This window comes from Massilia psychrophila (assembly GCF_002760665.1).
Classification (GTDB): Bacteria; Pseudomonadota; Gammaproteobacteria; order Burkholderiales; family Burkholderiaceae_D; genus JAFCUW01.
On record NZ_PDOB01000010.1, the window covers coordinates 1 to 24,772 of the forward strand.

Consider the following 24,772-nt stretch of genomic DNA (forward strand, 5'->3'; position numbering starts at 1 on the left):
TCATGAGCGCTGACTACAATACGTACACCAGTAACAACCCGAACGTGTTCCATCGTTATTGGGATGGCAGGTCGGCTGGCGTGACGCAAAGCTATACCGGCTGGAAGGGCTGGGGCGGCCAGGATGCGCACTCCACAATGAACGGTCGTTAAGCAAGAGTAAGGAGCACGCGCATCCTTCCGAGCCGGTTTCTGCCGGTTAGGGGATGACCGGGCCTGACATGCATGTTTTCATGGTCTTTTTATGACCCAAAAATCCGCGGAAACGCGGATTTTTTTTTGCCGTCAATTTCTTTTTGCCATATCCCTGCTTGGGGGCATGAATTACCAGCAGTTTCTTTGACCTGTGTCGACACCGGCCTGAATCGTCCCCATGTTGAGCCCCTTACACTGGTTGAGCAGATATCCACCGATCGATCACGCTATTTATTTCAGGAGAGAGCCTTGAACGTCTACGCATATTCTTCAAGAGTTTGTTTAAGCGCGTCCTTGCCGCGCATCCATCGCAGCCATGTGCTTTGCAGGCACCGGTCGTTAGCGCTGCTGCTTGGCGCCGCGGCGCTGGGCTTGCACGCGCCGGCGATCACGGCAGTGCTGCCGATGCCCGACGGCATCGCCAACGGCGCCACCGTCAGCCTGCAATGCGGTAATGTCTACCAAGGCACACTCGAGTTGAGCGGCAAGTCCAACGTCACCGTCAAGACCGTGGGCAACTGCGGCAAGGCCGGCATTTCTCCAGGCCGCGCCATTTCCGGATGGGCAAGGTATTCCGGCAGCATCTATTCAGCGCCGATCAGCTTTACCCCGCAGCAAGTGGCAATCGACGGCAGTGCAGTCAGTACCGCACATTGGCCCAACCAGCCATGGGCCACCAGCATCGCGGGTATGCCAGCGGGCGACCTGAATGGCGCCACCATGGTGGTACTGGCGAATCAATCGGTGATCCAATCGCAGACGTTGACCGGAAACAGCATCGGCTCGGGCAAGCAATTCTACGTCGAGGGCAAACTGTGGATGCTCGACAGTCCGGGCGAATGGGCAGTGCAGGACGGCCGCATCTTCATGTGGGCGCCGGATGGTCAAAGTCCCGAAGGCCGCGCATGGGCGGCGCCTGACAGCAATGGCATCAATGCCGATAAATCGCATGGCATCATCATCGATGGCGTCTCGATCTTCTCGGCGAATGACGGCATCAGCGCAAACGAGTCTTCCGACCTTAAAGTGCTCAATACCGACATCAACAACAGCGCCAGGGACGGTATCTGGGCCAGCGGCAGCCGCGGTCTGCAAGTGAGTGGGAGCAACGTCTCGAACTCTCGCCGCAACGGCATCGATGGCTGGTATTCGATCACCGGCGCGGTCGTCTCGAACTCGATCATCGCCAACACCGGCATGGTCGGCATGCCGTCCGCGTCCAACGCCGGCATCATGTTTGGCGGCGGCTCGGACAACCGCATCGACAACGTGCGGGTGCTGAACTCGGCTTACCACGGTATCAGCGTGATACATAACCGATTCACCTTCGTGCTCAACAGCCTCGTTGACATGGCGTGCGCGCGCCTGAGCGATTGCGCGGCGGTGTACACCTCGGCGCGTGACGGACAGCCTTTGACCTTGCTTATCGAAGGAAACACCGTTACCAACACCAGGGGCATCCAAGCGATCGGCATCTACCTCGACGACCATGCCAACGGCGTCACCGTCAACCAGAACACGATAGCAAACAATAACCGAGGCGTAATGGTCCACAACGGCTTCAACAACGTCATTACCAACAATACATTTGCATCCAGCGGCGTCACCCACCTGGGATTTGCCCAAGACGTCGGCAACGTTCGCAACAACCAGGTTACCGGCAATACCTTCAAGTCGACTGGCGGCGAGCACACCTTCAACCATGAGGCCGGGGCAAACTACAAAAATTTCGCCACCTACGATTACAACACCTATCGCAGCAACAATTTCAACGTGTTCGGCCATACATGGGACGGCCGCAGTCCCGGCCTCCCTCATAGTTATCAAAGCTGGAGGAACGAGATGCAGCAGGACGTTCATTCGGTGACAAGCGATGTGATTGGCGACGCGCCGCCCGGGGGCTCCCGGGGCAAGGGGAACCTTACCGGGCCCTAGACAAGAGGCCTTTTTTTGTAGCCTGAAGAACGGAGGCGGGCAGGGCGCGCAATACGGCATGCAAAATGCCTATTGGACTGACGGCGCTATTTTTGGTCAAATACTTTTGCCGCAATCAACTGCCTGGCGAACCCGACGACAAACAACGTGTTGGTGACGAGATAGCGCCGCAACAGTCTGCGTGGTTCGGAACCGAGCCGGTATAACCATTCCAGGCCGTGACGCTGCCACCACAGCGGCGCCCGGCTTTTCATTCCCGAGTGAAAATCGAAGGCGGCGCCGACGCCGATCATGACGGCGTCAATCTTGCCCCGGTGCGCCGCCATCCATTTTTCCTGCTTCGGGCACCCCAGCCCGACAAACACCACGTTGGCGCCTGAAGCGTTGATTGCGGCAACCTCCGCCTCGTCTTCGGCGGGTGAAGCCGAACGAAATGGCGGCGACAGCATACCCCGCACGTCGAGCAGCGGGAACGCATGCGCGATGGCAGTGCGCAAACTGCTCAAGGTGTCATGGGTGCTGCCGTAGAGGAAAATCTTCTGGCCGATGCGCTCTGCCTGACGCAGGTAGCGCCACATCAGGTCCGGGCCGGCGATCCGCTCCTGCGCGGGAAACCCCAGGCGGCGCAGGGCCCAGGCAATCGGTGCGCCGTCCGACATCGACAGGTCGGCGCCGCCGAGCGCACTTCTTAATTCTGCGTCGTGCGTTGCAGTGACCACCGAATGGACATTGCAGATGCAGACATAACGGGACTCCCGCACCGCCCCCCAGCTCAGGATATGCCCGATGGCGTCGTCCCAAAACAGCGCGTCAACCCAGGTGCCGAGCACCGAGTGCCCCCTGCGCAATGAGACGTTTTCCTTGTACTTCAGCGATGGCTTCTTCATAGATTTCAATCAGCATTTGATAGTTAATCGAAGGCGTGTATTTCGCCTCATATTCAGCGCGCGCCGCGCGTCCCATCCGTTGCATTTGCTCGCCGTGTGCGCCAGCCCACGCTATTTTTCTGGACAGGTCGGCCTCGTCCCCCGGCGTGAACAGCAATCCGGTGACCCCATCCTGGACAATGTTGGCAAGGGCGCCGAGCCGGCTCGCAATTACTGGCAAGGCGCACGAATACGCCTCGAGGATCGTGGTGGGGAGTTGCTCCAGACACATGCTCGGTACGATCAAAAAAGAAGCCAAACGCATCCTTTGCATGATCTCCGCGCGCGAGCGAAACCCGAGGTAGCCGTCGCCCAATTGGCTTGCCACCGCTGTCTCCGACGGCCCGGCGCCGATTGCCTCGATGCGCGTATCGTCGCCCTGGCGGACCGCGCCCAGCAAGATGCCGATGCCTTTTTCGCTCGATAGCCGGCCGACAAACAGGCCGCCGGCGCGCTGACCTGGGCCGGGCGAATCGGCGCCATCGACAAAATTCGGCTTGATCCGCAGTCGTTGCGCCGGCAAGCCGCCGGCAACGAAGCGGTCGCGTGAAAACGCGCTCAAGGCGATATACCGGGTGATCCGGCTTTTATACGTGCCGGCCAGCCGATGCGCGCTCAACATGCCTGCCAGGACTGCGGACTGGGGCATTGACTCGCGGTAACATTTTCGGACGACGGCGCGCCACGGCGACTTGCCGAGGCAGTCTTCACAGATTGTGCCCTTGCGTAAAAACGTTCCCTGCGCGCACAGCAGGCGGAAATTGTGCAAGGTCTGCACCACTGGAATCCGCTTGCGCGCGGCCGTCCAGTAGATCGAAGGCGATATCAGGGGAAATGTGTTGTGAACATGGATAAGATCGGGCTGAAAATCTGCGCAAACCGCATCCACGTCGCGCGCCGAGCGCCGCGACCAGAGGGCGGACGCGGCAGCCGTTGCAGCGGGAAGCGTGTGTAACTCGTCGTTGTGTCGCTGGTACAGTTGAACCGCATGCCCGCGCGAGCGCAGCAATGCCATTTCCATGTCGACGACGGCATCTTCACCGCCGAAATTTTGATACGCATTATGGACAAATAAAATATTCATAAAGAACTGTCTCAATGATTATTATTGCCGTTATGAATTCAAATGCAGACGCGAAATTTACAATAACAAGCGCTAATTTTATAGCGTTACATGCCGTCAGCTTGATATGGCGATAATGTCAATCAAGCCGATTCTCGAAAATTGGTACGCTTGGCAACTTTCATTCCATCGGCTTGTTATTCGCCTCGGCTACAGCCTGTTTGACGGCAATGACGCGTCGTTTTACCTGCCGCAAAACGCGCCACAGCCTTGTTGCGATTCGCCCCTTGAAGGTATCTTGGCTTTCGGCATTCATCAGCCAAAGCCGCGCCTCACGCAGATATCCGGCCGCGGCCGCGAACAGGACCTTGTCGACATTGCTCCAGTAATCGGCCCGACTGCGGTAGACGGCGATCCTGTCGAACTGCCGAGGCGTGGCGCCCAGGCTGGTCTTGTAAGCGTGCCGTCCCCACAACATATGCACTTGCTTGCCGCCGCGCGCGACGTATTCGCAAATACTACGGTGACAGCATAGAGTTCCCATGCCGAACAGGTCGTAAGCCGGGTCATGGGCGCAGACGAGCATATGAAACCCTTGGCCGACCTTGCAACACACTGTGCCGGCGCACACCTTGCCGTCGATCGTGAGCACGCTGACCACGCCTAGGGTGCTGGCGAGCGCAACTATCCAATCGCATTCGTCATCGGTATACGCCGAAATTTTCTGCTGGTCGGCCATTCGCGCTTTATGGAGGCCGATAATAAAGCGCACCAAATCCTCGCTGACCGCCTCGCGCGGCAAGATGGCAAAGTGAAAGCCAGGGTGGGACCGGAGGAGGGCGTTGGCCTGGCGCCGAATACTCTTGCGGATATTTTTCGACAGGCTCGAGGAATATGCGTCGACAGTCGTCAGCGGCCCAATGACAATATCTTCGGCGCATATAAATTGTTGAAACGGATAGTGCAAGCCGCCAAGATCGGCAGTTATCGCATTAAATACAATGTTGGAAACCGACTCATAACGGGTGAACACAAAGGCGATAAAATCACGCGCTTCCGTCTTCGACATTTGAATTAATTCATTGAGGACGGTTACCTGCTGGCCATTGCGATCGAACAGCAATACTGTCTCCACCGTCCCATTCTTTCGGGTAATGTATGTACTGGTGGTATCAGTCAGTTGTCCGGTTTGACGAAAATGCGGAAGCGTCGAGAACAGGCTGCCGTAGCGTTGCGCGATCTCTTCGTTGACAAAGTGCGGCACCTCCTCTTCATAGCATTCCGTAATGAGGCGGCCGCCTTTTGCAGACAATTGCAACTTGTTGCCTGCTGCTCGCGCTCGGGTGGGCAATGTTACCTGAACCTCATTCGGCCACTTCATGGTGCACCTCCAAGCCGGCTTTCCGATGATGTTTCGCGCGTCGGCTATGCGGCATCGCCCGCCATCCGGAAACGTTTGATCTTGCGCAGCGTCTTTACTAGCAGCGGACCGAAACGCAATGATGGATTTTCTTCGTGTTCCATATTCAGCAGCCGTTTTTTCCACTCCTGCAGACAGGTTTTGACCGTCTTTATCAGGACCGTACCGGCGTTTTGCCAGTATGCGCTGCGGGAGCGATAGATGTCCAGGCTGGCGCGATCGCGCTGCACGCCCATTAATTTGTATTTGTACTGATAACGCCCCCAGCAGAGATGGCTTTCTTTCGCCCCGAGCGAAATCTGGTCGCAAATGGCCTGATAACAGCAGAGTATGCCGAGACTGTATTTTTGATACGCCGGATCGTACGAAATGATCTGGCCAAAATAATGATCGTTGACCCGCAGGCTGATTGATCCGCCACAAACCCGGTTGCCGATCAGGGCAACGGTAACCAGTCCGCTCAGCTTCGCCTGCCTGACGATCCAGTCGACTTCGTCGGGGTCGATGCCGAACCTGATATTTTTCTGGCCGATATTGATTTTCTTGAGGTCGATCAGGTCGTGCAGGTACTTTTCGTTGATTTCATCGCCCGCACAAACCTCAAAACGAAAAGTGGAATTATCGCGCGCTATTGCACGCAGATATCGCCTGATATTTCTACGCATTTTGGAACTGAGACTGTCGAGGTAGGCTTCCGGGGTTGCAGGTAGTGTGAGTACGATATCTTCCGATATCTCGTATTGGTGGCAGGGAAACGGTAAGCTGCCAATCTGATCGCCGATTAGCGAGAAAGAAATCACCGCTATCGACTTATCGTTAGAGAAAATATAGCTGGCAAACCGTTCCAGCTCTTCCGGCGCGATATCGATCATTTCGTTGATGACGCTGACTTTCCTTTTTTCCCGCTTGAACAGCAGGATGGCAATTGCCTGCTCGCCCTTGCGCGCAACATACGTACTTGCACCGTTGGCTTTACGCTGTACGGCGTGATGAGATAGCGAAGAATTGATGTGTTTGTAAAGGCGGTCGAGCTCCGTTTCAACGAAGGACGGAATCGCATTTTCGTAGCATGAAATGGTGACAGTTTCGGTTGGGACAGAGTGCGGTACGGAATGAATTGCTTGAAGAACACTTTTTTTCACCAGATTTGTGTTGATTAAACTTTGCATTTTAGGCATCTCCGTAGATTTACCAAAGAACGGTATTGGGCGGTAAAACAAGTATCGTCCCGGGTTATAACCCCGGATTTTGATCATATTAACAACATCATCGAAGCAAAGATGGTGATTTGGCAATTGTTTGCGGTGCGTCAGCAAACCGGCATCCGGGCGCGCGGTTCAGGCCCGAAGCAGCTCGTCGGCGGCATGGTTGGCATGGGTGCCGGAAGGCGTCAATCGCTGCGCCTCCAGGAAGGATTGGTAGGCTAGTTGCAAGCCTTTGCGGAGGGGCATGCTAGCCTTCCAGCCAAGCGTCTTCAGCTTCGATACCTCGAGCAGCTTGCGCGGCGTGCCGTCCGGCTTGCTGCTGTCGAACACAATGCGTCCGGCATAGCCGACGGTCTTGCCGATCAACTTGGCCAGGTCGCCGATCGCGGTATCCTCGCCGGTGCCGACGTTGATGTGCGAAAGCATGGTGTCGGTGTGCGCATGATAGACGCCAAGGTCGAGTTGCATGACGTGCACGCTGGCTGCCGCCATGTCGTCAACGTACAGGAACTCACGCATCGGCTTGCCACTGCCCCAAATCACGACCTCGTCCGCGCCGGTGGCTTTTGCTTCATGGAAGCGCCGGATCAACGCTGGTATGACATGGCTGTTTTCAGGGTGGAAATTGTCGCCGGGTCCGTACAGATTGGTCGGCATCACGCTGCGGTAGTCGGTCCCGTACTGGCGGTTATAGCTTTCGCACAGCTTGATGCCGGCGATCTTGGCAATTGCATACGGCTCGTTGGTCGGCTCGAGCATGCCGTTCATGAGGTATTCCTCGCGAATTGGTTGTTCGGCCAGCCGGGGGTAAATGCAAGACGAGCCCAGGAACAGCAGCTTTCCGATGCCGTTGCGCCAGGCTTCATGCACCACGTTCGTCTGCACCATCAGGTTATGGTAAATAAATTCTGCGGGATAGGTATTGTTGGCATGAATGCCTCCCACCTTGGCGGCGGCAAGGTAGACCTGGTCGATATGCTCGTTGCGGAAGAAGGCGCGGACTTCGGCCTGGTCTGTCAGCTCGAGTTCGGCATGGGTGCGGGTGACGATATTGGTGTATCCCTGCGCGCGCAGAGTGCGCACGATGGCCGATCCCACCAGGCCGTTGTGGCCGGCAACGTAAATACGGGTCTGCGTAGTATCCATGGTTCACTCCAAAATATTGGGAAGGTATATCCGTGCGTTTGACCAGCCTATGGCGGCAGGCAGTCTCAAGGCCGTGGACTATTTGCTTCTTTACCACCGTTTCACAGCGTTCAGTGGACCAATGCCGATGCCGATGCCGATGCCGAGCTCGGCGACTTCAACGATAAAACGACACCCTGTAGAGCGGTGCCCGGTAGCGACCAGAAGATCGTCATGCGGGTAATTGCTGTTATCAGCGCAGTTTTCATGAGGATTGCTTTTTAGTATCAATTTATGGAATGCAATCCCTGTCGTGCAGCGTTCAACGCGTTATTGCAAAAAATTAATAGTGCCGGGGAGATGTTAATGAACGGTTTTATAAAACTTGTCGTTCGGATTTATTCACGCGCTGATCTGACCCATAAAAGAATTCCATTGAGAACTTTTGCGGCGTTCCTCGTCGCAATGCAACTGTCTTGCCATTCAACGTATAGTGATGGATGAGCAACCCTTCATTTTGACTTGGAACAAATGGAAGGGCTTGCCGTGTAACGGAATTCACCCAATTGAATTGCCGGGTAATATGTAGGTGAGCCGTATAGGATCGAAGCAGAACAATAAGTTTCTTTTCCACATTTCGGTCCGCTCGACAATTTGCGGAAAGTCAAACGCAACATAAAGTTTTCGAATACGATTTCAAGCGGACGGTCCGCTATGCTTTTTCTTGAAATTGACAAACTGGTTTCGATAATATTTTTCTATTGTCATCTCAGCGTTAGCATGTATTTACCAGATTGCGGAAACGGCCAAGTTTGGAGGCGATAATGAGCGATTACGATGACAAAGCTGAAAAGGCACGGCAATTAACGGACGATTTGCAAAAGGCGGCACTGAATTTGATAAAGCATTCAGGCACCAATAACTTCCGGATTCGCATCGAGGGGAGCGTGCCAGCGGTATATATTACGTTGGGCGAAGGCCGGAGTTCGTACAGCGCCGATTCCGGCGTCTCGCATGGACCGCAAGGGGGGACGCCGCAGCTAACGCCTGACTTGGAGGCAGTTCCAGTGCATGCCGCGGCGCAAGACGGCGCACAGCGCGCGCCCCTCGCTTCTTATTTTTCCAAGCTGAAGAAGGTATTGGCTGCCTGAGTCGGTACATTGCTTTCATCGCAACCATGGCGCCCTCCATCAAGGAATGCAGCAACCGGATCATGGCGTGGGTTGTGGTGCGAAAACCAGGCCCATCGCACATAATTTAATTCCGCACCGTCTTTTGTCGGGAATTGCCTGATATCCTGCATAAGCGGTCTTGGATGGGCGACGCATTGTGTTCGGCCCTTCAGTCCATACGCACCCGCACGTCGCCAGGAGCTAATGATGACTCGCAAGACTCCCATCGAGCGCTACCGCAACATCGGCATCAGCGCGCACATCGACGCCGGCAAAACGACCACGACCGAACGGATCCTGTTCTACACGGGTGTGAGCCACAAAATCGGCGAGGTGCACAACGGCGCGGCCATCATGGACTGGATGGACCAGGAGCAAGAGCGCGGTATCACCATCACTTCGGCCGCCACCACCGCATTCTGGAAGGGCATGGCGGGCAACTATCCCGAGCACCGCATCAACATCATCGATACGCCAGGCCATGTCGACTTTACAATCGAGGTCGAGCGTTCGATGCGGGTACTCGATGGCGCCGTCATGGTCTACGACGCGGTCGGCGGAGTGCAGCCGCAGTCTGAGACGGTGTGGCGTCAGGCCAATAAATATGCGGTGCCGCGCCTCGCTTTCGTTAACAAGATGGACCGCGTGGGCGCCGACTTCTTTCGCGTTCAGCAACAGATCCGCAGCAGGCTGAAGGGCGTTGCCGTGCCGATCCAGATACCGCTCGGCCTTGAGGACGATTTCCACGGCGTCGTCGACCTCGTCATGATGCGCGCGATACGCTGGGACGACGATACCCAGGGCGTGAAATTTGCCTACGAAGAGATCCCGCCTGCGCTGCAGGCAAGCGCGCAGCAGTGGCGCGAACACATGATCGAAGCGGCTGCCGAAGCGACGGCCGAGCTGACCGAAAAATATTTGAACGGCGAGGCCTTGACCGAAGAGGACATCAAGCTGGGCCTGCGCATGCGTACCATCCGCAACGAAATCGTGCCGATGCTTGCCGGCAGCGCTTTCAAGAACCGCGGCGTGCAGGCGATGCTCGACGCCGTGATCGACTACCTGCCGTCGCCACTCGACATCCCGGCAATCGCCGGCATTGATGAGTACGACAATCCGATCGAGCGCCACCCGTCCGACGACGAGCCGTTCGCCGCCCTCGCTTTCAAGATCATGACCGACCCGTTCGTCGGCCAGCTGACGTTTTTCCGCGTCTATTCGGGCGTCGTCAAATCGGGCGACATGGTGTACAACCCGACCAGGGGGCAGCGCGAACGGCTCGGACGCATCCTGCAGATGCACGCCAACGAACGCAAGGAAATCAAGGAGGTGTATTGCGGCGACATCGCGGCGGCGGTTGGCCTCAAGACAGTCACCACCGGCGACACCCTCAGCTCGCCCGAACATGTGATCGTGCTTGAAAAAATGGTGTTCCCGGAACCGGTGATCTCGCAAGCGGTCGAGCCGAAGACCCAGGCCGACCAGGAAAAGATGGGCGTTGCCCTGAACCGCCTGGCACAGGAAGACCCGTCTTTTCACGTGCATACCGACGAAGAATCTGGCCAGACCATCATGTCGGGCATGGGCGAGCTGCACCTCGAAATCCTGGTCGAGCGCATGCGCCGCGAGTTCGGCGTCGCGGCATCGGTCGGCAAGCCGCAGGTCGCCTATCGCGAGACTATCCACAAGGCGGCGCGGGATGTCGAAGGCAAGTTCATCAAGCAGTCGGGCGGACGCGGGCAGTATGGCCACGTCGTACTCACGCTCGAACCGATGGCGCCGGGAACGGGCTATCAGTTTGTCGACGCCGTCAAGGGCGGTGTAGTACCGCGCGAATTCATCCCGGCAGTCGACAAGGGCATCCAGGAAAGCCTGCGCTCGGGCGTGCTGGCAGGCTTCCCGGTGGTTGACGTCAAGGCCACGCTGACGTTCGGTTCCTACCACGATGTCGATTCGAACGAGAACGCCTTCCGCATGGCCGGATCGATTGCCTTCAAGGACGCCATGCGGCGCGGCGAGCCGGTGCTGCTCGAGCCGATGATGCAGGTCGAGGTGGAAACGCCGGAAGAGTTCATGGGCAACGTGATCGGCGACCTGACGGCGCGCCGCGGCATGGTGCAAGGCATGGACGAGATCCCCGGCGGCGGCGGCAAGCTGATCAGCGCGTCGGTACCGCTGGCCGAAATGTTCGGTTATTCGACCCAGTTGCGCTCGCTGACGCAGGGCAGGGCGACCTATTCGATGGAGTTCAAACACTACGCCGCCGTGCCGCGTCACATCCTGGAAAAGGTTGCGGCGCCGGGTCGGGCGGGGCGCTGACGCACCAAGGCCGACTGCCGCTGAACCTGCGGGTCAAACCGCCACCGCGGCATGAACACCTGACATCATCGCGCAATCGACTATCGGATCGGAGGACGCAATGCGACTTGTTTCCAAAGCTGGGGCAGCGGCGGCGTTGTTGCTTCTATTTGCGATGCTGGCAGGCTGCACCACTCCCTACCGGCCGCCCGTGCAGGTGGCCGGCAGTGCCAGTTTTACCGGGCTGGGCGCCGTCATCGCGGAAAACAGCGGCAATCCGGTCGACGTGATACTGGTGCACGGCATGTGCACCAAGACCGACGCCTGGGCACATGGCGCGGTCGACGCCATCATGACCGCCATTGAACCGGGCTACGTCGCCAAACCCCGCAACAGCGAGTCGTCAAACATTGCCGATGCAATCCGCATCGTGCAGCGCAATGAAGCCGTACGCGGCGTGCCGATTCGGTTTTCAAGCATGATCTGGTCGCCGCTAACCGCCGGCTTGAAACGTCAACTCGACTTCGACCGCACCGGGGCCGCCACCGACTGCGCTGTCGATGCCGAATGCCGGCCGCGGCGCGCCCGTTTCAATGGGATGCTCAAGGACGGCTTGCTCAACGATTGCCTGTCGGATGCAATCATCTACCAAGGCGACAGCCGCGCGACGATTCGCCAAAAAATGGTCGAGGCGCTCGATGCCACCTTCGCTCGGCAGGGAGCCGGGCCGCTGATCCTGGTCACCGAGAGCCTGGGCAGCAAGATTACCTTCGATGCGCTGAACGCCATGCTGGAGGGGAAGGCTGCTGCCCCCCAGGTCCAGGCTGCCCGTCTGGCTGCCTCGCGCCTGGTACAGGTCTTCATGGTCGCCAATCAACTCCCGATCCTCGGCCTGGCCGACCAGGTGGCGCTCGACCGGAAAACGGCAGGCCTGCTGCCGGCGGCCGACCCGCTGCAGCGCTTCCTGGCGCTGCGCCAGGCGTTTCCCCGGTCGGCGGGCAGGCGCTTCTCTGCATTGACCGTGGTGGCGCTGACCGATCCGAACGACCTGCTGTCGTACCGGCTGCTGCCGTCCAGGTACGCCACCCCGGTCGTGCAAGTGGCCGACGTCCTGGTATCGAACCGCCCGACTTACTTTGGCCTGCTGGAAAATCCGGTGACCGCGCATACCGCTTATTTCAGCAATCCGGATGTCGGCGTGATCATCGCATGCGGCTCGTTTGACCGCGCGCACTGCAAATAGGGGCCGGTGCCAATTTTCATGCATGGCGGCGACTTACCGCGGTTCGTCCGCCGCTTCGCTCCTGCCGTCTCCCGGCTTGCCATCGTTACCCATGCGGCGCGAATTGGCGTCGGTGCGAAACAGGATCGGCTTGGCCTGCGGTTGCGCCACCGCCGGATGCGAATTTTGCGCATGTTGTGCCTGCATGACGATGGCCTGCACCTCGGCGTGGCGCGGCGACTTGGCGCACACCGGGTCGGCGTTGGCGGCGTCGCCGGTCAGCGCGTAGGCTTGGCAGCGGCAGCCGCCGAAATCCTTGCTTTTTTCGGGGCAGTCCCGGCAGGGCGATTTCATCCAGGCGTCGCCGCGGTAGCGGTTGAAGGCGCCGCTGGCATACCAGATATCGTGCACGCTGTAGTCGAGCACGTTGGGAAAGGCGATGCCGGGCAACGAACGTGCGGCATGGCAGGGCAGCGCCGTTCCGTCCGGGGCGATGCCGAGGAACACCGAGCCCCAGCCGTTCATGCAGGCCTTGGGCCGCTCCTCGAAATAATCGGGTACGACGAACAAAATCCTCACCTTGTTGCCGATCCTGGCACGGTACTGGTTGACCACTTCCTCGGCGCGCACCACCTGTTCGCGCGTCGGCATCAAGTGCGCGCGGTTGGCCAGGCCCCAGCCGTAGTATTGGGTGTTGGCCAGTTCCAGGTAGTCGACGCCCATCTCGAGCGCCATGTCGATGATCCGCCCGACATGGTCGAGGTTGTAGCGGTGCAGCACCACGTTGAGCACCATTGGATAGTCGTACTGTTTGATCAGCCTGGCGACGCGCGACTTCAGGTCGAACGTCTTGGTGCTCGACAGGAAATCGTTCATTTCTTTCGTCGAGTCCTGGAACGACAGCTGGATATGGTCGAGCCCGAGTTCCTTCAGCCGCGCCAGCCGGGTTTCCGTCAGGCCGATGCCGGAGGTGATCAAGTTGGTGTAGAAGCCCAGCCGGCGGCCTTCGCCAACCAGTTCTTCGAGGTCGTCGCGCACCAGCGGTTCACCGCCCGAAAATCCGAGCTGGGCGGCGCCGAGTTTGCGCGCCTGGCGCATCACGTCGATCCACTGCGCGGTGGAGAGCTCAGCGCGCTCGTTGGCATAATTGATCGGGTTGTAGCAGAACGCGCAGTGCAGCGGGCAGCGGTAGGTCAATTCGGCCAGCAGCCAGAGCGGTGCGGCGATCGGAGGTCGTGGTGCGGGGTGCGGCAGGGGAGCGCTCATTGCGGCGGCTCAGGTAATCCAGCCGCGCTCGTTCGCGGTGCGCAGGAACTCGTCGACGTCGCCGCGCAGCCCGCTGGCGCCGAATTCCTGTTCGAGTTCATGGACGATCGCCAGCGCGCTATGGCGGCCGTCGCAGCGTTTGAGAATTTCGGCCGCGCTCTGGTTCAGCTTGACCATTCCTTCCGGGTACAGCAGCACATAATTGTTTTGGGCTTCTTCCCATTGCATGCGAAACAGGCGGGAAAGGGCGGGTTTGTGCGAAACAGTGTTCATCATGGCACCTGGCGGTTAGGGATAAGCTTTTTCGATCGCGTCGAGCATCGACCAGAGGATGTCGAGCTTGAACTGGAGGATGTCGAGGGCGCGCTCCTGCTGGGCGCGGCTGGAGAAATAGTCGAGTGTCACTTGCAGGCCGTGTTCGACGTCGCGTTCGGCCAGCGAGATGCGACTGCGGAAATACTGCAGGCCTTCAGGGGCAATCCAGCCGTAGTGGACGGGCCAGTTGGCCAGGCGGTCCTTGTGGATCTGCGGTGCGAACATTTCGGTCAGCGACGAGCAGACCGCTTCCTGCCACGGCACCCGGCGCGCGAAGTTGACATAGGCATCGACGGCAAAACGCACGCCCGGCACCACGTGGCGCTGCGACCAGAGTTCATCGCGCTCGAGACCCACGGCCTCGCCCAGCCGCACCCAGGCCTCGATGCCGCCCTCGTCGCCACCGCCGCCATGGCCGTCGTGGTCGAGGATCCGGCTCACCCATTTGCGCCGCGTTTCCCGGTCCGGGCAATTGGAGATAATGGCGCCGTCCTTGAGCGGAATGTTGACCTGGTAATAGAAGCGATTGGCGACCCAGCCGCGGATCTGGTCCTCGCGCAGCTGGCCGCTGTTCATTTTGACGTTGAACGGATGATGGATGTGGTAGCCGGCGCCGCGCGCGCGCAGCTGCGATTCGAACTCGTTGCGGCTCCAGCGGGGCGCGGCCGCGGTCATGAAGAGATCACGTTCATAAGCAGATCTCCATGCCGTCGAACGCGACTTCGATCTCGTGGCGGGCCAGGGTGGCGCGCTGTTCGGAGTCCTCGTCGAGGATCGGGTTGGTGTTGTTGATGTGGATGAGCACCTTGCGGCGCGCTTTGACGCGGTCCAATACGGCAATCATTCCCGCCTCGCCCGACTGCGGCAAGTGGCCCATGTCGGCCGCACTTTTGGTCGAAAAACCCAGTGCGATCATTTCATCGGCGCGCCAGAACGTGCCGTCGACCAGCACGCAGTCGCTTGACTGCATGACGGCCTCGATCTGCGGGTCGATTGCGCCCAGGCCCGGGGCGTAAAACACCGTTTTTCCGCTCGCCGTGTCTTCGATCAGGAGGCCGATGTTGTCGCCGCTGATGTTGGCGTCGACCTGAGGCCGCTCCCGATGCGGCGAATACGGCGGCGCTTTGCTGCGCAGCGCCAGCGGCGTGAAGCGGATGCCTTCGACGCCCGGCACTTGCAGCGAAGGCGCGGCAGCGCCGCCAGGCGCCAGCGCCAATTCGTGCCACAGCACGCCGCAGTAGTGCGACAGCACGGGCGCCAGCGGCAGGCCGGTATTGAGGTCGCCCCATACCGATGCGGTGCAGTAGAGCGGCAGTGGTCTTCCTTCGCGCAGCATCAGCAGGCCGGTGACGTGGTCGACCTGGGCGTCCATCAGCATGACGGCGGCGATGCCGGAATCGCGAACGGCGCGTGCCGGCTGCAGCGCCGGTGTTGCGCGAATCTGCGCCAGAATGTCGGGTGAGGCATTGATCAGCACCCAGTTGGTGCCGTCGGCCGAGACGGCAATCGACGATTGGGTGCGCGCGGTGGCGTTGATAGTACCGTTGCGCACGCCGGCGCAGTTGCGGCAGTTGCAGTTCCACTGAGGGAATCCGCCGCCGGCGGCAGAGCCCAATACGATAATTTTCATAGAGCTTTCGGTAAGCCGGCGCCCGCTGCCTGGTAACAGGCGGGCGCCGGGCGAAGCACGCGATTAGCGGTTGGCGATGTACATCGTGATTTCAAATCCAAAGCGCAGGTCGGTAAACTCAGGTTTGCTCCAAGCCATGATCAATCTCCTCATCAATTTTAGGTGGACGTTCCGATTGCACGGCTTGACGGAAACCCCGGTTTCCATGCAATCAGTGTGATGTATGCAAATTGCGTGCCGGGTCTGCGCCACTGCGAACCATGCGGCGCAATCGACGCACACGCCCATTGACTGTGCCAAAACTGTACATTGCGTGGAGCAGATTGGAACAGTTGCTACAAAGGGAAACAAAAAGCAACAGCGAGCCAGGGTGCGGCCGATGTCCGGCTCGCCGGACCCTGCAGATTGGCATGTGGCTCAGATATGCAGCGCCTGTCCCAGCGCCCGCAGCGCCGCTTCCTGCACCGCTTCACCCAAGGTCGGATGGGCATGGATGGTGGCGGCGACGTCTTCCAGCAGGGCGCCCAGTTCGATCGATTGCGAAAACGCGCTGCTCAGTTCGGACACGCCGCGCCCGACCGCCTGCCAGCCGACGATTCTGTGATTGTCCCGGCGCGCCACCACCCGCACAAAACCGTCGGTGCTCTCGATTGTCATGGCGCGGCCGTTGGCGGCGAACGGGAAGCTGGCGCTGATGCAGTCCACGCCGGCGCCCTCGGCCTGGTGCGGCGTCATGCCGACGACGACGATTTCGGGATCGGTAAAGCAGACCGCGGCAATCGCCGCGGGCGCAAAATGGCGCCGCTTGCCGGCGATGATCTCGGCCACCATGCCGCCCTGGGCCATCGCCCGGTGCGCCAGCATCGGTTCGCCCGCCAGGTCGCCGATCGCCCACACGCCGCGCATCGAGGTGCGGCACTGGTCGTCGATTCTGAGCGCCGGCCCGTTCATGTCCAGCCGCAGGGACTCCAGGCCCCAGCCGGAGGTGGCCGGCCGGCGGCCGACCGCCACCAGCACGCGGTCGGCCGCCAGCGCCGATGCGTTGCCCGCCGCATCGCGGATGTTCACCGCATTCAAGGCGCCATCGAAGCCTTCGACGCGGCAGCCGAGGTGGACGTCGATGCCGAGCCGCTTCAAGGCGGCTTTGAGCGGCGTTGACAACGCTTCGTCATACGCCGGCAGGATCCGCTCCATCGCCTCGACGACCGCCACCTGTGCGCCCAGCTTCCGGTAGGCGATGCCCAGTTCGAGGCCGATATAGCCGGCGCCCACCACCACCAGCTGCCGCGGCAGCGTGGCGGGAGACAGCGCCTCGGTGGCCGATACGACGGCGCCGCCGAACGGCATGAACGGCAGTTCGACCGCCTGCGAACCGGTGGCCAGCAGCAAATGCTCGCAGTCGATGCGTAGCGAGTTTTGCGTCCCGTCCTGCACTACGTCGACGCTCTTGCCGTCAATGATGCGCGCCCAGCCCGTCACCACCTGCACGCCGTTTTTTTTCAGCAGTGCGCCGACGCCGCTGGTCAGGCGCTCAACGATGCCGTCCTTCCACTGCACGGTGCGTGCCAAGTCGATGCGCGGCGCTTGAACCGTGATGCCGAGCGGCGAGTCGCCGGCGTAGTGGCGCAGCCTGTCGAATTGCTCGGCCGCATGGATGATCGCCTTGGACGGAATGCAGCCGACGTTCAGGCACGTCCCGCCCACGCTTGCGCCTTCGACCAGCATGGTGGGGATGCCGAGCTGGCCGGCGCGAATCGCCGCCACGTAGCCGCCGGGACCGCCGCCGATCACCAGCAGGGTAGTCGTCACCGATGTTCTCATGTCCTCATTTTCTCCGCTCTTGCTTTACTCCACGAACAACGTGGCGGGGCATTCGAGGTAGCCGCGGATCGCCTGCACGAATTGGGCGGCATAAACGCCATCGATGATGCGGTGGTCAAACGAGCACGACAGGTTCATCATCTTGCGTGCGACGATGGCGCCGTTACGGATGACTGGCCGCTCCACTATGCGGTTGACGCCGACGATCGCCACCTCAGGATGGTTGATGACCGGGGTGGTGACAATGCCGCCCAGCGCGCCCAGGCTGGTGATGGTGATGGTGGAGCCGGACAGCTCCTCGCGCAGCGCGCGGCCGGCGCGCGCGGCGTCGGCCAGGCGCGCCACTTCGGCCGCGCCAGACCACGGGTCGCGTGCTTCGGCATGGCGCACCACCGGCACCATCAGGCCCGGTTCGGTCTGGGTGGCGATGCCGATGTGGACCGGCTCGAAGCGCGTGACGACGCCGGCCTCGTCGTCGAAGCGGGCGTTCACCTGCGGAAAGCTGCGCACGGCCAGCACGATGGCGCGCATCAGCAGCGGCAGCAAGGTGAGCCGGCCGCGCTCGCCGCCCCAGCGGGTGTTGAGCTGGGTGCGCAGCGCTTCGATCTCGGTGACGTCGATTTCTTCGACATAGGTAAAGTGCGGAATGCGGCGCTTGGCGTCCTGCATTTTTTCGGCAATTTTGCGCCGCAGGCCGATGATCGGCACGGCCTGCTCGCCGTGCAGTTCGCCATAGCGTTCGGCGGCCGCGCCGCCCGCCGGTTTGCCAGCGCGCGCGACATAGACGTCGAGGTCGGCGTGGGTGATGCGTCCGGCCGGGCCACTGCCGGCGACGTATTGCAGCTCGACCCCCAGGTCCCAGGCGCGCTGGCGCACGGCCGGCGCGGCCAGCGGCTTTTCGCCCACCGCCCGCAGCGCCTGCGTGGCCGCCGGCGCCTTGGCGTTCGCCGGCACCGGCGCCGCTTCGGCAGTTGCTGTCGGCGGCTTCGGTGCCGGCGCAAGATCGGGGTGGTTGCCCGCCACCGCGTTGCCGCTCCCCTCGACTTGCAGCCGGATCAGCTCCGCGCCGACCGCCAGCGCCGCGCCGACTGCGCCCCCCAGCGAGAGCACGGTGCCGTGCACCGGCGACGGAATCTCGACGGTGGCCTTGTCGGTCATGACGTCGGCCAGCACCTGGTCTTCCACCACGCGCTCGCCCGGCTGCACGCGCCAGGCCACGACTTCGACTTCGGCAATGCCTTCGCCAAGATCGGGCATCTTGATCACATGTTCGCCCACGTTACGCTCCTCCCATCGCACGTTTGAAGGCCGCGCCGACCCGCTCGGGGCCGGGAAAATACGCCCACTCCTGGGCGTGCGGGTAGGGCGTGTCCCAGCCGGTGACGCGCTCGATGGGCGCTTCGAGCTGATAGAAGCAGTGCTCCTGCACCAGCGCGCACAACTCGGCGCCAAAGCCGCTGGTGCGGGTCGCCTCGTGCACCACCACGCAGCGCCCGGTCTTTTTGACGGAATTGACGATGGTGTTCAGGTCGAGCGGCCAGATCGAGCGCAGGTCGATGATCTCGGCATCGATGCCGGTTTCACGCGCCGCCGCCTCAGCCACGTACACCATGGTACCGTAGGCAATCACCGTCAGCGCGGCGCCTTCGCGCACCACCTTGGCCGAATCGAGCGGCACGGTGTAATAGCCTTCCGGTACTTCGCCTAGCGGATGCTTCGACCATGGCACCACCGGCATGTCGTGGTGGCCGTCGAACGGGCCGTTGTAGAGCCGCTTCGGTTCGAGGAAAATCACCGGGTCGTCATTTTCAATGCAGGCAATGAGCAGGCCCTTGGCGTCGTAGGGGTTCGACGGCATCACCGTGCGCAGCCCGCAGACGTGGGTAAACATCGCTTCCGGGCTCTGGCTGTGGGTCTGGCCGCCGTAGATGCCGCCGCCGCAGGGCATGCGGATCGTCATGGCGGCGGTGAACTGGCCGGCCGAGCGGTAGCGCAGGCGCGCCGCTTCCGACACGATCTGGTCCGACGCCGGATAAAAATAGTCGGCGAACTGGATTTCCACCACCGGGCGCAGGCCGTAGGCGGCCATGCCGACGGCGGTGCCGACGATGCCGCCCTCCGAGATCGGCGCATCGAACACGCGCGACTTGCCGTACTTGGCCTGCAAGCCGTCGGTGCAGCGGAACACGCCGCCGAAGTAACCAACGTCCTGGCCGTAGATGACGACGTCGGGGTCGCGTTCCAGCATCACGTCCATGGCCGAACGCAGGGCCTGGATCATGGTCATCGGTACGGTGTTAATTTCGCTATCGTTATCTGCTCTGCGCACGCTCACACTCCCGATTGTTGACGTTGCCGGCGCAGGTGCTCGGGCATGTCCTTGTAGACGTCCTCGAACATCGACGCCGCGCCTGGCGCGCGGCCGTGGGCCAGGGTGCCGAACTGCTCGGCCTGCTTTTGCGCCGCGACGATCTCCGCTTCCAGTTCCTGCTGCGTCGCCGCATGTTGTTCATCCGACCACAAACCAAGGCCGGTCAGGTGCTGGCGCAATCGCTCGACCGGGTCGCCCAGCGGGAAGTGCGACCAGTCGTCGGCCGGCCGGTATTTGGACGGATCGTCGGACGTCGAGTGCGGCCCGGCGCGGTAAGTGACCCATTCGATCAGGGTCGGGCCGAGGTTGGCGCGGGCCCGCTCGGCGGCCCAGCGCGAGGCGGCGTACACCGCCAGAAAATCGTTGCCGTCGACCCGCAGCGAGGCGATGCCGCTGCCGACGCCGCGCGCGGCGAAGGTGACACTCTCGCCGCCGGCCAGCGCCTGGAAGGTCGAGATCGCCCACTGGTTGTTGACCACGTTCAGGATCACCGGCGCGCGATACACGTGGGCGAAGGTGAGGGCGGTGTTGAAGTCCGACTCGGCGGTGGCGCCGTCGCCGATCCAGCCCGACGCTATTTTTGTGTCGCCCTTGATGGCCGACGCCATCGCCCAGCCGACTGCCTGCACGAACTGGGTCGCCAGGTTGCCCGAAATAGTAAAAAACCCGGCTTCGCGCACCGAATACATCACCGGCAACTGGCGCCCCTTGAGCGGGTCGCGTTCGTTCGACAGCAACTGGCAGATCATCTCGACGAGCGAAAAATTTTTCGCCATCAGCAGGCTTTGCTGGCGGTAGGTGGGGAAGTTCATGTCGCCGTCCTGCAGCGCCAGCGCATGGGCGGTGCCGATGGCTTCCTCGCCGAGCGAACTCATGTAAAACGACATCTTCTTCTGGCGCTGGGCAATCACCATGCGGGCATCGAAAGTGCGCGTCTTCATCATGCTGCGCAGGCCGAAGCGCAGCAGCTCGCTATCGAGGTCCGGCGCCCACGGTCCCACCGCGTGCCCGGCGTCATCCAGCACCCGGATCAAGGTCGAGGCAAGATCGAAGGTGTCCGCCGCCGCCACATCGACGGGCGGCTTGCGCGCCGAGCCGGCAGCGGCCAGGCGCAAGTAAGAAAAATCGGTCTGGCAACCCGGGCGACCGGTAGGCTCCGGGACATGCAGTGTCAGAGGTTTGCTCTGGCTCATCATTGCTCCCCTTGGTAAGGTGGCGTGCGCCTTGAGGATAGCAAATTGTTCAGCCCGGCGGTATGCGGCTGGTGAAAATATTTTTCGTGCACTGCAATATCCTGAATTGGCCAATATGGGACGGCCAGCTGGGGCAAGGTGTTTGGACCGCCAGCCGCCAGGCTTGGCGATGAGCGCGCATAATCTGACTTTCACGCGGCGTCAGACCTATGGATAATGTAATTGCCACAACCGTCAGCGATTTCTTTCCCGGCGAGGGTGAAATGGCGCGCGCCGTGAATGCCAACGACTGGGAGCGAACGCCGCTCGGTCCGGTGTCGGCATGGCCGTCCTGCATCCGCACGGCGGTGAGCATCTGCCTCGGTTCGCATTTCCAGCTCATGGTCCTGGCCGGGTCCGACCTGATCTACATCTACAACGACGCCTGCATTCCCATCTTCGGCGACAAGCACCCGGCAGCGCTCGGCCGGCGCGTCGCCGACGTCTGGCCGGAAGCCTGGGAGACGATTGCACCGGTGCTCGGCTCGGTGCTCGAGACCGGCGAGCGGGTGCGCCAGGACGACTGGCCACTGATGTTAAACCGCAGCGGATTTGCCGAGGAATGCTTTTTCACGCTGTCGTACAGCCCGATATCCCCCGATGCCGGCAGCGCCGCCGGCGTCTTTGTCGCCGTTATGGAGACCACCCGGCGCGTGCTCGGCGAGCGCCGCCAGCGCACGCTTTCCGAACTGGCGATCCAGGTCGCGCTGGGCCGTGGCGGCGACCGCACCTTCGACCTGGTACGCCAGGCGCTGGCCGCCAACGGGTCCGACCTGCCGCTGGCGGCGCTGTATCTTGCCGGTCCTGCCCACCAACCCGGCAGCGGCGACGTTGATGCCGTGTTTTGCATCGGCTTGCATGAGGGCTGCGCCGGCATCGACCAGCGCATCGCGTGGGGCGGCGAGGCCCATCCGCTGGCGTGCTTGACGGGCTTGACGGGCTTGACGGGCTTGACAAGTGCGGCCGGGCCGCAGCTGTACGACTTCGAAGAGCTGTTCGGCCGGGCAAACACCTGTGGCGCCTGGCCGGAACCGCCGCGCCAGGTAATTGCGCTGGCGTTGCCGGGTGGCGGCGGCACGCCGCGCGGCTTCGTGCTGGTCGCGCTCAATCCGCGCGCGCCGTTCGACGACGACTACCGCCAGTTCATCGACGCCATGGCCGGTCTGGTCGCCAGCGCGGTGGCCAGCGTCGACGCCGCCGCCTTCGAAGTCGAACGGGCGCGTGCAACTGCCGAGCTGGAACGGTCGAAGCACGACCTCGCCAACGTGCTGGCCAAAACCAGCGATGCCTTCGTCAGCGTCGACTTCGAACTGCGGCTGCTGACCCTGAACGACGCCGCCGTGGCCAGCCTCGGCGGCGCGCGCGAGGAATTGGTGGGGCGCAGCTTTGTCGAACTGCTGCCGGCCACCGTGGCGATGATGTTGGGGCCGGCCTTGCGCGCCGCGCTGGCCGGCGGCGAACCGGTCGAGGTCGAAGTATGCAACCCGCGCAGCGCGCGCTGGTTTAACGTGCGCTGCTACCCCGCGCCCCAGGGCCTGCTGGTGTTCGGCAACGATATCACCGAACGCAGGGATGCCGAACGCCTGCAGGAGCGCGCCAAACGCGAGCTCGAACGCCGCTTCGACCTGCGCACCGAGGAGTTGCGCGAAGCGAACCGGCTGCTTGCCGCGGTGTTCGACCGCGCGCCGGGCGGCATCGCCATCACCGACACGCTCGGCCGCTTCGTGCGCGCCAACCCAGCCTACCAGGCGCTGGCCGGCGTGACCGAGCAGGCTTTGCTTGGCCGTACCGTCGCCGACCTGACGGTGGCCAGCGACTACCCGGCGGCGGCCGAAAAGATCGCTGCATTGGAAGGCGGCGCCGTCGATTCGGCGCAGATGGAAGTGCGCTGCCGGCGCGCCGACGGCAGCGTGATCTGGATCCACAACTTTGTCTCGATCATCGCCGACGGCGCGGGGCGGGCCCGCTATTTCGTCCACGTCGCCAGCGACATCACCGAGCGTAAGCGGGTCGAGGCGGGCCGGCGCGCCGCCCAGGATGAGCTGAACGTGCTGTACCAGCGCCTGCAGACGGTGCGCGAGGCCGAGCGCACCGCCCTGGCGCGCGAAGTGCACGACCAGCTCGGGCAGATCCTGTCGGCCGCCAAGATCGACGTCAAGCTGCTCGAGGGCGACATCCGGGTGCATGGCACCGCGCTGGCGCCGGAAAAAATCATCGCCGAGCTGCATTCGGCCGGCGTCACGCTGGACCGCGCCATGCAGCTGGTGCGCGACATCGCCACCGAACTGCGCGCGCCCGAACTCGATGGCCAGGGACTGTATGCGGCGATCGAGTGGCATGCGCGCGACTTCGAACGGCGCACCCGCGTCAGCGTCCATCTCGAACTGGGCGCCGGCCTGGCGCAGCCGGTGCGCGCGGCCGGCGAAGCGCTGCTGCGCATTTTCCACGAAGCGCTGACCAACGTGCTGCGCCATGCCCACGCCAGCTGCGTATGGGTCAGCGTCGAGCAGCGCGGCGCAGCGCTGCTGCTGCGCGTGCGCGACGACGGCAGTGGCATCGCCCGCCAGCGCGCGCGGGCCGTATGCTTTGACGGTTCGCTCGGCATCATCGGCATGCGTGAGCGCGCCGCCCTGGCGCACGGGCGCCTCAGGGTCGGGCCCTTGACCCCGCGCGGCACCCTGGTGTCGGCCTTGATTCCGATGTTTACGCAGGAAATTCTCCCTGTACTGCCGGGAGCAGGGTCGGGAGCACCTCCATGATCAGCATCGTCATCGCCGACGATCACGAATTGATTCGCGAAGGCGTCAAGAAGATCATCCGCGCCTGCGCCGACATCCGCATCGTCGGCGAGGCAGCCGACCTGGCGCGCACGCTCGCGCTGGTGGCCCGCCACGCGCCCGACGTGGTGGTACTCGATATCAGCCTGCCCGGGCACGAAGGCTTGGACGGGCTGGCCGAACTGCGCCGCCGCTTCCCGCAGCAGCGGGCCGTCATGCTGAGCATGTACGACGAACAGCGTTACGCCCTCGGCGCGCTGCACCTTGGTGCGGCCGGCTACATCACCAAGGCAATGGCGGCCGAGGAACTGGTCAAGGCGATTCGGCAGGTGGTGGCCGGCAGCACCTACATCGGGCCGCGGCTGGCCGAACTGATGGCGCGCCAGGCGAACGAGCCGCCGCCGCCGCACCTGAACCTGACGCCGCGCGAAGCGGAAATCGTCGCGCTGATCGGCGCCGGCATGCAGATCAAGCAAGTTGCCGCCGAACTGGGCATCAGCGTCAGTTCGGTCAACACTTACCGCAACCGGATCTTCCGCAAGCTGGGCCTGGCGTCGAATGCCGCGCTGATCCGGTATGCCCTCAAAGCCGGCCTGGCAAGTTAATTTATTACCAATCATGTAGGTGTCGAGCAACACTTCCTACGTACTTACTTGTCGTTAAATTTGTGACAGCGCCGTCGTAAATTTGTGACTTGAGGGTCATCCCGGCGCACCCTCGCGGCGTATATACGTGCTTTAAATCAAAGACTTATGCTTTCAAGTAAAACTTGATGCGGTATCCGCTCCCTCTCGCATGGA

General features: G+C 61.7%; 20 protein-coding genes. 6 read left to right on the forward strand and 14 right to left on the reverse strand.

From position 1 onward, the window contains the following. The first annotated feature begins 443 nt into the window (after window positions 1-443). Entirely contained in the window at window positions 444-2,129 is a 1,686-nt protein-coding gene (locus CR103_RS08265; protein WP_218968459.1) for a right-handed parallel beta-helix repeat-containing protein, read from the forward strand. 86 nt (window positions 2,130-2,215) lie between these two features. Here CR103_RS08265 and CR103_RS08270 read toward each other — a convergent pair whose 3' ends face one another. From CR103_RS08270 to fcl, 5 genes are all read right to left on the reverse strand, one after another. Beyond that, window positions 2,216-3,016: a WecB/TagA/CpsF family glycosyltransferase gene (locus CR103_RS08270; protein WP_099915518.1), complete on the reverse strand. Its 801-nt coding sequence runs from the start codon at window positions 3,014-3,016 to the stop codon at window positions 2,216-2,218. After that, window positions 2,940-4,139, reverse strand: coding sequence for a glycosyltransferase family 4 protein (locus CR103_RS08275; RefSeq protein WP_099915519.1), 1,200 nt, complete (start codon window positions 4,137-4,139; stop codon window positions 2,940-2,942). The genes CR103_RS08270 and CR103_RS08275 overlap by 77 nt, the downstream gene beginning before the upstream one ends. A gap of 160 nt (window positions 4,140-4,299) precedes the next feature. Beyond that, entirely contained in the window at window positions 4,300-5,499 is a 1,200-nt protein-coding gene (locus tag CR103_RS08280; RefSeq protein WP_099915520.1) for a GNAT family N-acetyltransferase, read from the reverse strand. A gap of 44 nt (window positions 5,500-5,543) precedes the next feature. Continuing rightward, complete coding sequence (locus tag CR103_RS08285; protein ID WP_180279328.1) at window positions 5,544-6,707, reverse strand: GNAT family N-acetyltransferase; 1,164 nt, start codon at window positions 6,705-6,707, stop codon at window positions 5,544-5,546. 168 nt (window positions 6,708-6,875) lie between these two features. Then, window positions 6,876-7,889, reverse strand: a complete 1,014-nt coding sequence (gene fcl / locus CR103_RS08290) for a GDP-L-fucose synthase (protein ID WP_099915522.1) — start codon at window positions 7,887-7,889, stop codon at window positions 6,876-6,878. Between the two features lie 803 nt (window positions 7,890-8,692). Here fcl and CR103_RS08295 point away from each other — a divergent pair. The 3 genes from CR103_RS08295 (at window position 8,693) to CR103_RS08305 (ending at window position 12,581) form a co-directional block, all read left to right on the forward strand. Beyond that, window positions 8,693-9,019, forward strand: a complete 327-nt coding sequence (locus tag CR103_RS08295) for a hypothetical protein (protein WP_143752551.1) — start codon at window positions 8,693-8,695, stop codon at window positions 9,017-9,019. Between the two features lie 228 nt (window positions 9,020-9,247). Next, complete coding sequence (gene fusA / locus CR103_RS08300) at window positions 9,248-11,359, forward strand: elongation factor G (RefSeq protein WP_099915620.1); 2,112 nt, start codon at window positions 9,248-9,250, stop codon at window positions 11,357-11,359. Window positions 11,360-11,459: 100 nt separating this feature from the next. Then, window positions 11,460-12,581, forward strand: coding sequence for a hypothetical protein (locus CR103_RS08305; RefSeq protein WP_143752552.1), 1,122 nt, complete (start codon window positions 11,460-11,462; stop codon window positions 12,579-12,581). A gap of 33 nt (window positions 12,582-12,614) precedes the next feature. Here CR103_RS08305 and pqqE read toward each other — a convergent pair whose 3' ends face one another. From pqqE to CR103_RS08350, 9 genes are all read right to left on the reverse strand, one after another. Next, window positions 12,615-13,826: a pyrroloquinoline quinone biosynthesis protein PqqE gene (gene pqqE / locus CR103_RS08310; RefSeq protein ID WP_099915525.1), complete on the reverse strand. Its 1,212-nt coding sequence runs from the start codon at window positions 13,824-13,826 to the stop codon at window positions 12,615-12,617. Between the two features lie 9 nt (window positions 13,827-13,835). Next, on the reverse strand, window positions 13,836-14,099 hold the full coding sequence (gene pqqD, locus CR103_RS08315; RefSeq protein WP_099915621.1) for a pyrroloquinoline quinone biosynthesis peptide chaperone PqqD: 264 nt from the start codon (window positions 14,097-14,099) through the stop codon (window positions 13,836-13,838). A gap of 15 nt (window positions 14,100-14,114) precedes the next feature. After that, on the reverse strand, window positions 14,115-14,816 hold the full coding sequence (gene pqqC, locus CR103_RS08320) for a pyrroloquinoline-quinone synthase PqqC (RefSeq protein ID WP_099915526.1): 702 nt from the start codon (window positions 14,814-14,816) through the stop codon (window positions 14,115-14,117). Window positions 14,817-14,829: 13 nt separating this feature from the next. Further along, on the reverse strand, window positions 14,830-15,771 hold the full coding sequence (pqqB, locus tag CR103_RS08325; RefSeq protein WP_099915527.1) for a pyrroloquinoline quinone biosynthesis protein PqqB: 942 nt from the start codon (window positions 15,769-15,771) through the stop codon (window positions 14,830-14,832). Window positions 15,772-15,834: 63 nt separating this feature from the next. Further along, window positions 15,835-15,909: a pyrroloquinoline quinone precursor peptide PqqA gene (gene pqqA, locus CR103_RS08330; protein WP_099915622.1), complete on the reverse strand. Its 75-nt coding sequence runs from the start codon at window positions 15,907-15,909 to the stop codon at window positions 15,835-15,837. A gap of 279 nt (window positions 15,910-16,188) precedes the next feature. After that, window positions 16,189-17,592 (reverse strand): dihydrolipoyl dehydrogenase, encoded by a 1,404-nt coding sequence (gene lpdA, locus CR103_RS08335; RefSeq protein WP_099915528.1) that lies wholly within the window; start codon window positions 17,590-17,592, stop codon window positions 16,189-16,191. Window positions 17,593-17,616: 24 nt separating this feature from the next. Beyond that, window positions 17,617-18,870: a dihydrolipoamide acetyltransferase family protein gene (locus CR103_RS08340; protein ID WP_099915529.1), complete on the reverse strand. Its 1,254-nt coding sequence runs from the start codon at window positions 18,868-18,870 to the stop codon at window positions 17,617-17,619. A 1-nt stretch (window position 18,871) separates the two neighbouring features. After that, window positions 18,872-19,879: an alpha-ketoacid dehydrogenase subunit beta gene (locus tag CR103_RS08345; protein WP_099915530.1), complete on the reverse strand. Its 1,008-nt coding sequence runs from the start codon at window positions 19,877-19,879 to the stop codon at window positions 18,872-18,874. 44 nt (window positions 19,880-19,923) lie between these two features. Continuing rightward, entirely contained in the window at window positions 19,924-21,156 is a 1,233-nt protein-coding gene (locus CR103_RS08350) for a 3-methyl-2-oxobutanoate dehydrogenase (2-methylpropanoyl-transferring) subunit alpha (RefSeq protein WP_099915623.1), read from the reverse strand. Window positions 21,157-21,365: 209 nt separating this feature from the next. On the opposite strand from CR103_RS08350, the gene CR103_RS08355 reads away from it, so the two are divergent. Both CR103_RS08355 and CR103_RS08360 read left to right on the forward strand, forming a co-directional pair. After that, on the forward strand, window positions 21,366-23,954 hold the full coding sequence (locus CR103_RS08355; RefSeq protein WP_099915531.1) for a PAS domain-containing sensor histidine kinase: 2,589 nt from the start codon (window positions 21,366-21,368) through the stop codon (window positions 23,952-23,954). Continuing rightward, a complete protein-coding gene (locus CR103_RS08360; RefSeq protein WP_099915532.1) occupies window positions 23,951-24,577 on the forward strand; it encodes a response regulator in 627 nt (208 codons plus the stop codon). Before CR103_RS08355 ends, CR103_RS08360 begins: the two co-directional genes overlap by 4 nt. The last annotated feature ends 195 nt before the right edge of the window (window positions 24,578-24,772 follow it).

Coding starts and splice junctions, on each gene's coding strand:
- pqqC (WP_099915526.1), bottom strand. CDS start 14,816: ATGACCGCGGCCGCGCCCCGCTGGAGCCGCAACGAGTTCGAATCGCAG.
- lpdA (WP_099915528.1), bottom strand. CDS start 17,592: ATGAGAACATCGGTGACGACTACCCTGCTGGTGATCGGCGGCGGTCCC.
- fusA (WP_099915620.1), top strand. CDS start 9,248: ATGACTCGCAAGACTCCCATCGAGCGCTACCGCAACATCGGCATCAGC.
- CR103_RS08345 (WP_099915530.1), bottom strand. CDS start 19,879: ATGACCATGATCCAGGCCCTGCGTTCGGCCATGGACGTGATGCTGGAA.
- CR103_RS08350 (WP_099915623.1), bottom strand. CDS start 21,156: ATGAGCCAGAGCAAACCTCTGACACTGCATGTCCCGGAGCCTACCGGT.
- CR103_RS08305 (WP_143752552.1), top strand. CDS start 11,460: ATGCGACTTGTTTCCAAAGCTGGGGCAGCGGCGGCGTTGTTGCTTCTA.
- CR103_RS08295 (WP_143752551.1), top strand. CDS start 8,693: ATGAGCGATTACGATGACAAAGCTGAAAAGGCACGGCAATTAACGGAC.
- pqqE (WP_099915525.1), bottom strand. CDS start 13,826: ATGAGCGCTCCCCTGCCGCACCCCGCACCACGACCTCCGATCGCCGCA.
- CR103_RS08285 (WP_180279328.1), bottom strand. CDS start 6,707: ATGCAAAGTTTAATCAACACAAATCTGGTGAAAAAAAGTGTTCTTCAA.
- pqqB (WP_099915527.1), bottom strand. CDS start 15,771: ATGAAAATTATCGTATTGGGCTCTGCCGCCGGCGGCGGATTCCCTCAG.
- CR103_RS08270 (WP_099915518.1), bottom strand. CDS start 3,016: ATGAAGAAGCCATCGCTGAAGTACAAGGAAAACGTCTCATTGCGCAGG.
- fcl (WP_099915522.1), bottom strand. CDS start 7,889: ATGGATACTACGCAGACCCGTATTTACGTTGCCGGCCACAACGGCCTG.
- CR103_RS08280 (WP_099915520.1), bottom strand. CDS start 5,499: ATGAAGTGGCCGAATGAGGTTCAGGTAACATTGCCCACCCGAGCGCGA.
- CR103_RS08275 (WP_099915519.1), bottom strand. CDS start 4,139: ATGAATATTTTATTTGTCCATAATGCGTATCAAAATTTCGGCGGTGAA.
- CR103_RS08360 (WP_099915532.1), top strand. CDS start 23,951: ATGATCAGCATCGTCATCGCCGACGATCACGAATTGATTCGCGAAGGC.
- pqqD (WP_099915621.1), bottom strand. CDS start 14,099: ATGAACACTGTTTCGCACAAACCCGCCCTTTCCCGCCTGTTTCGCATG.
- CR103_RS08355 (WP_099915531.1), top strand. CDS start 21,366: ATGGATAATGTAATTGCCACAACCGTCAGCGATTTCTTTCCCGGCGAG.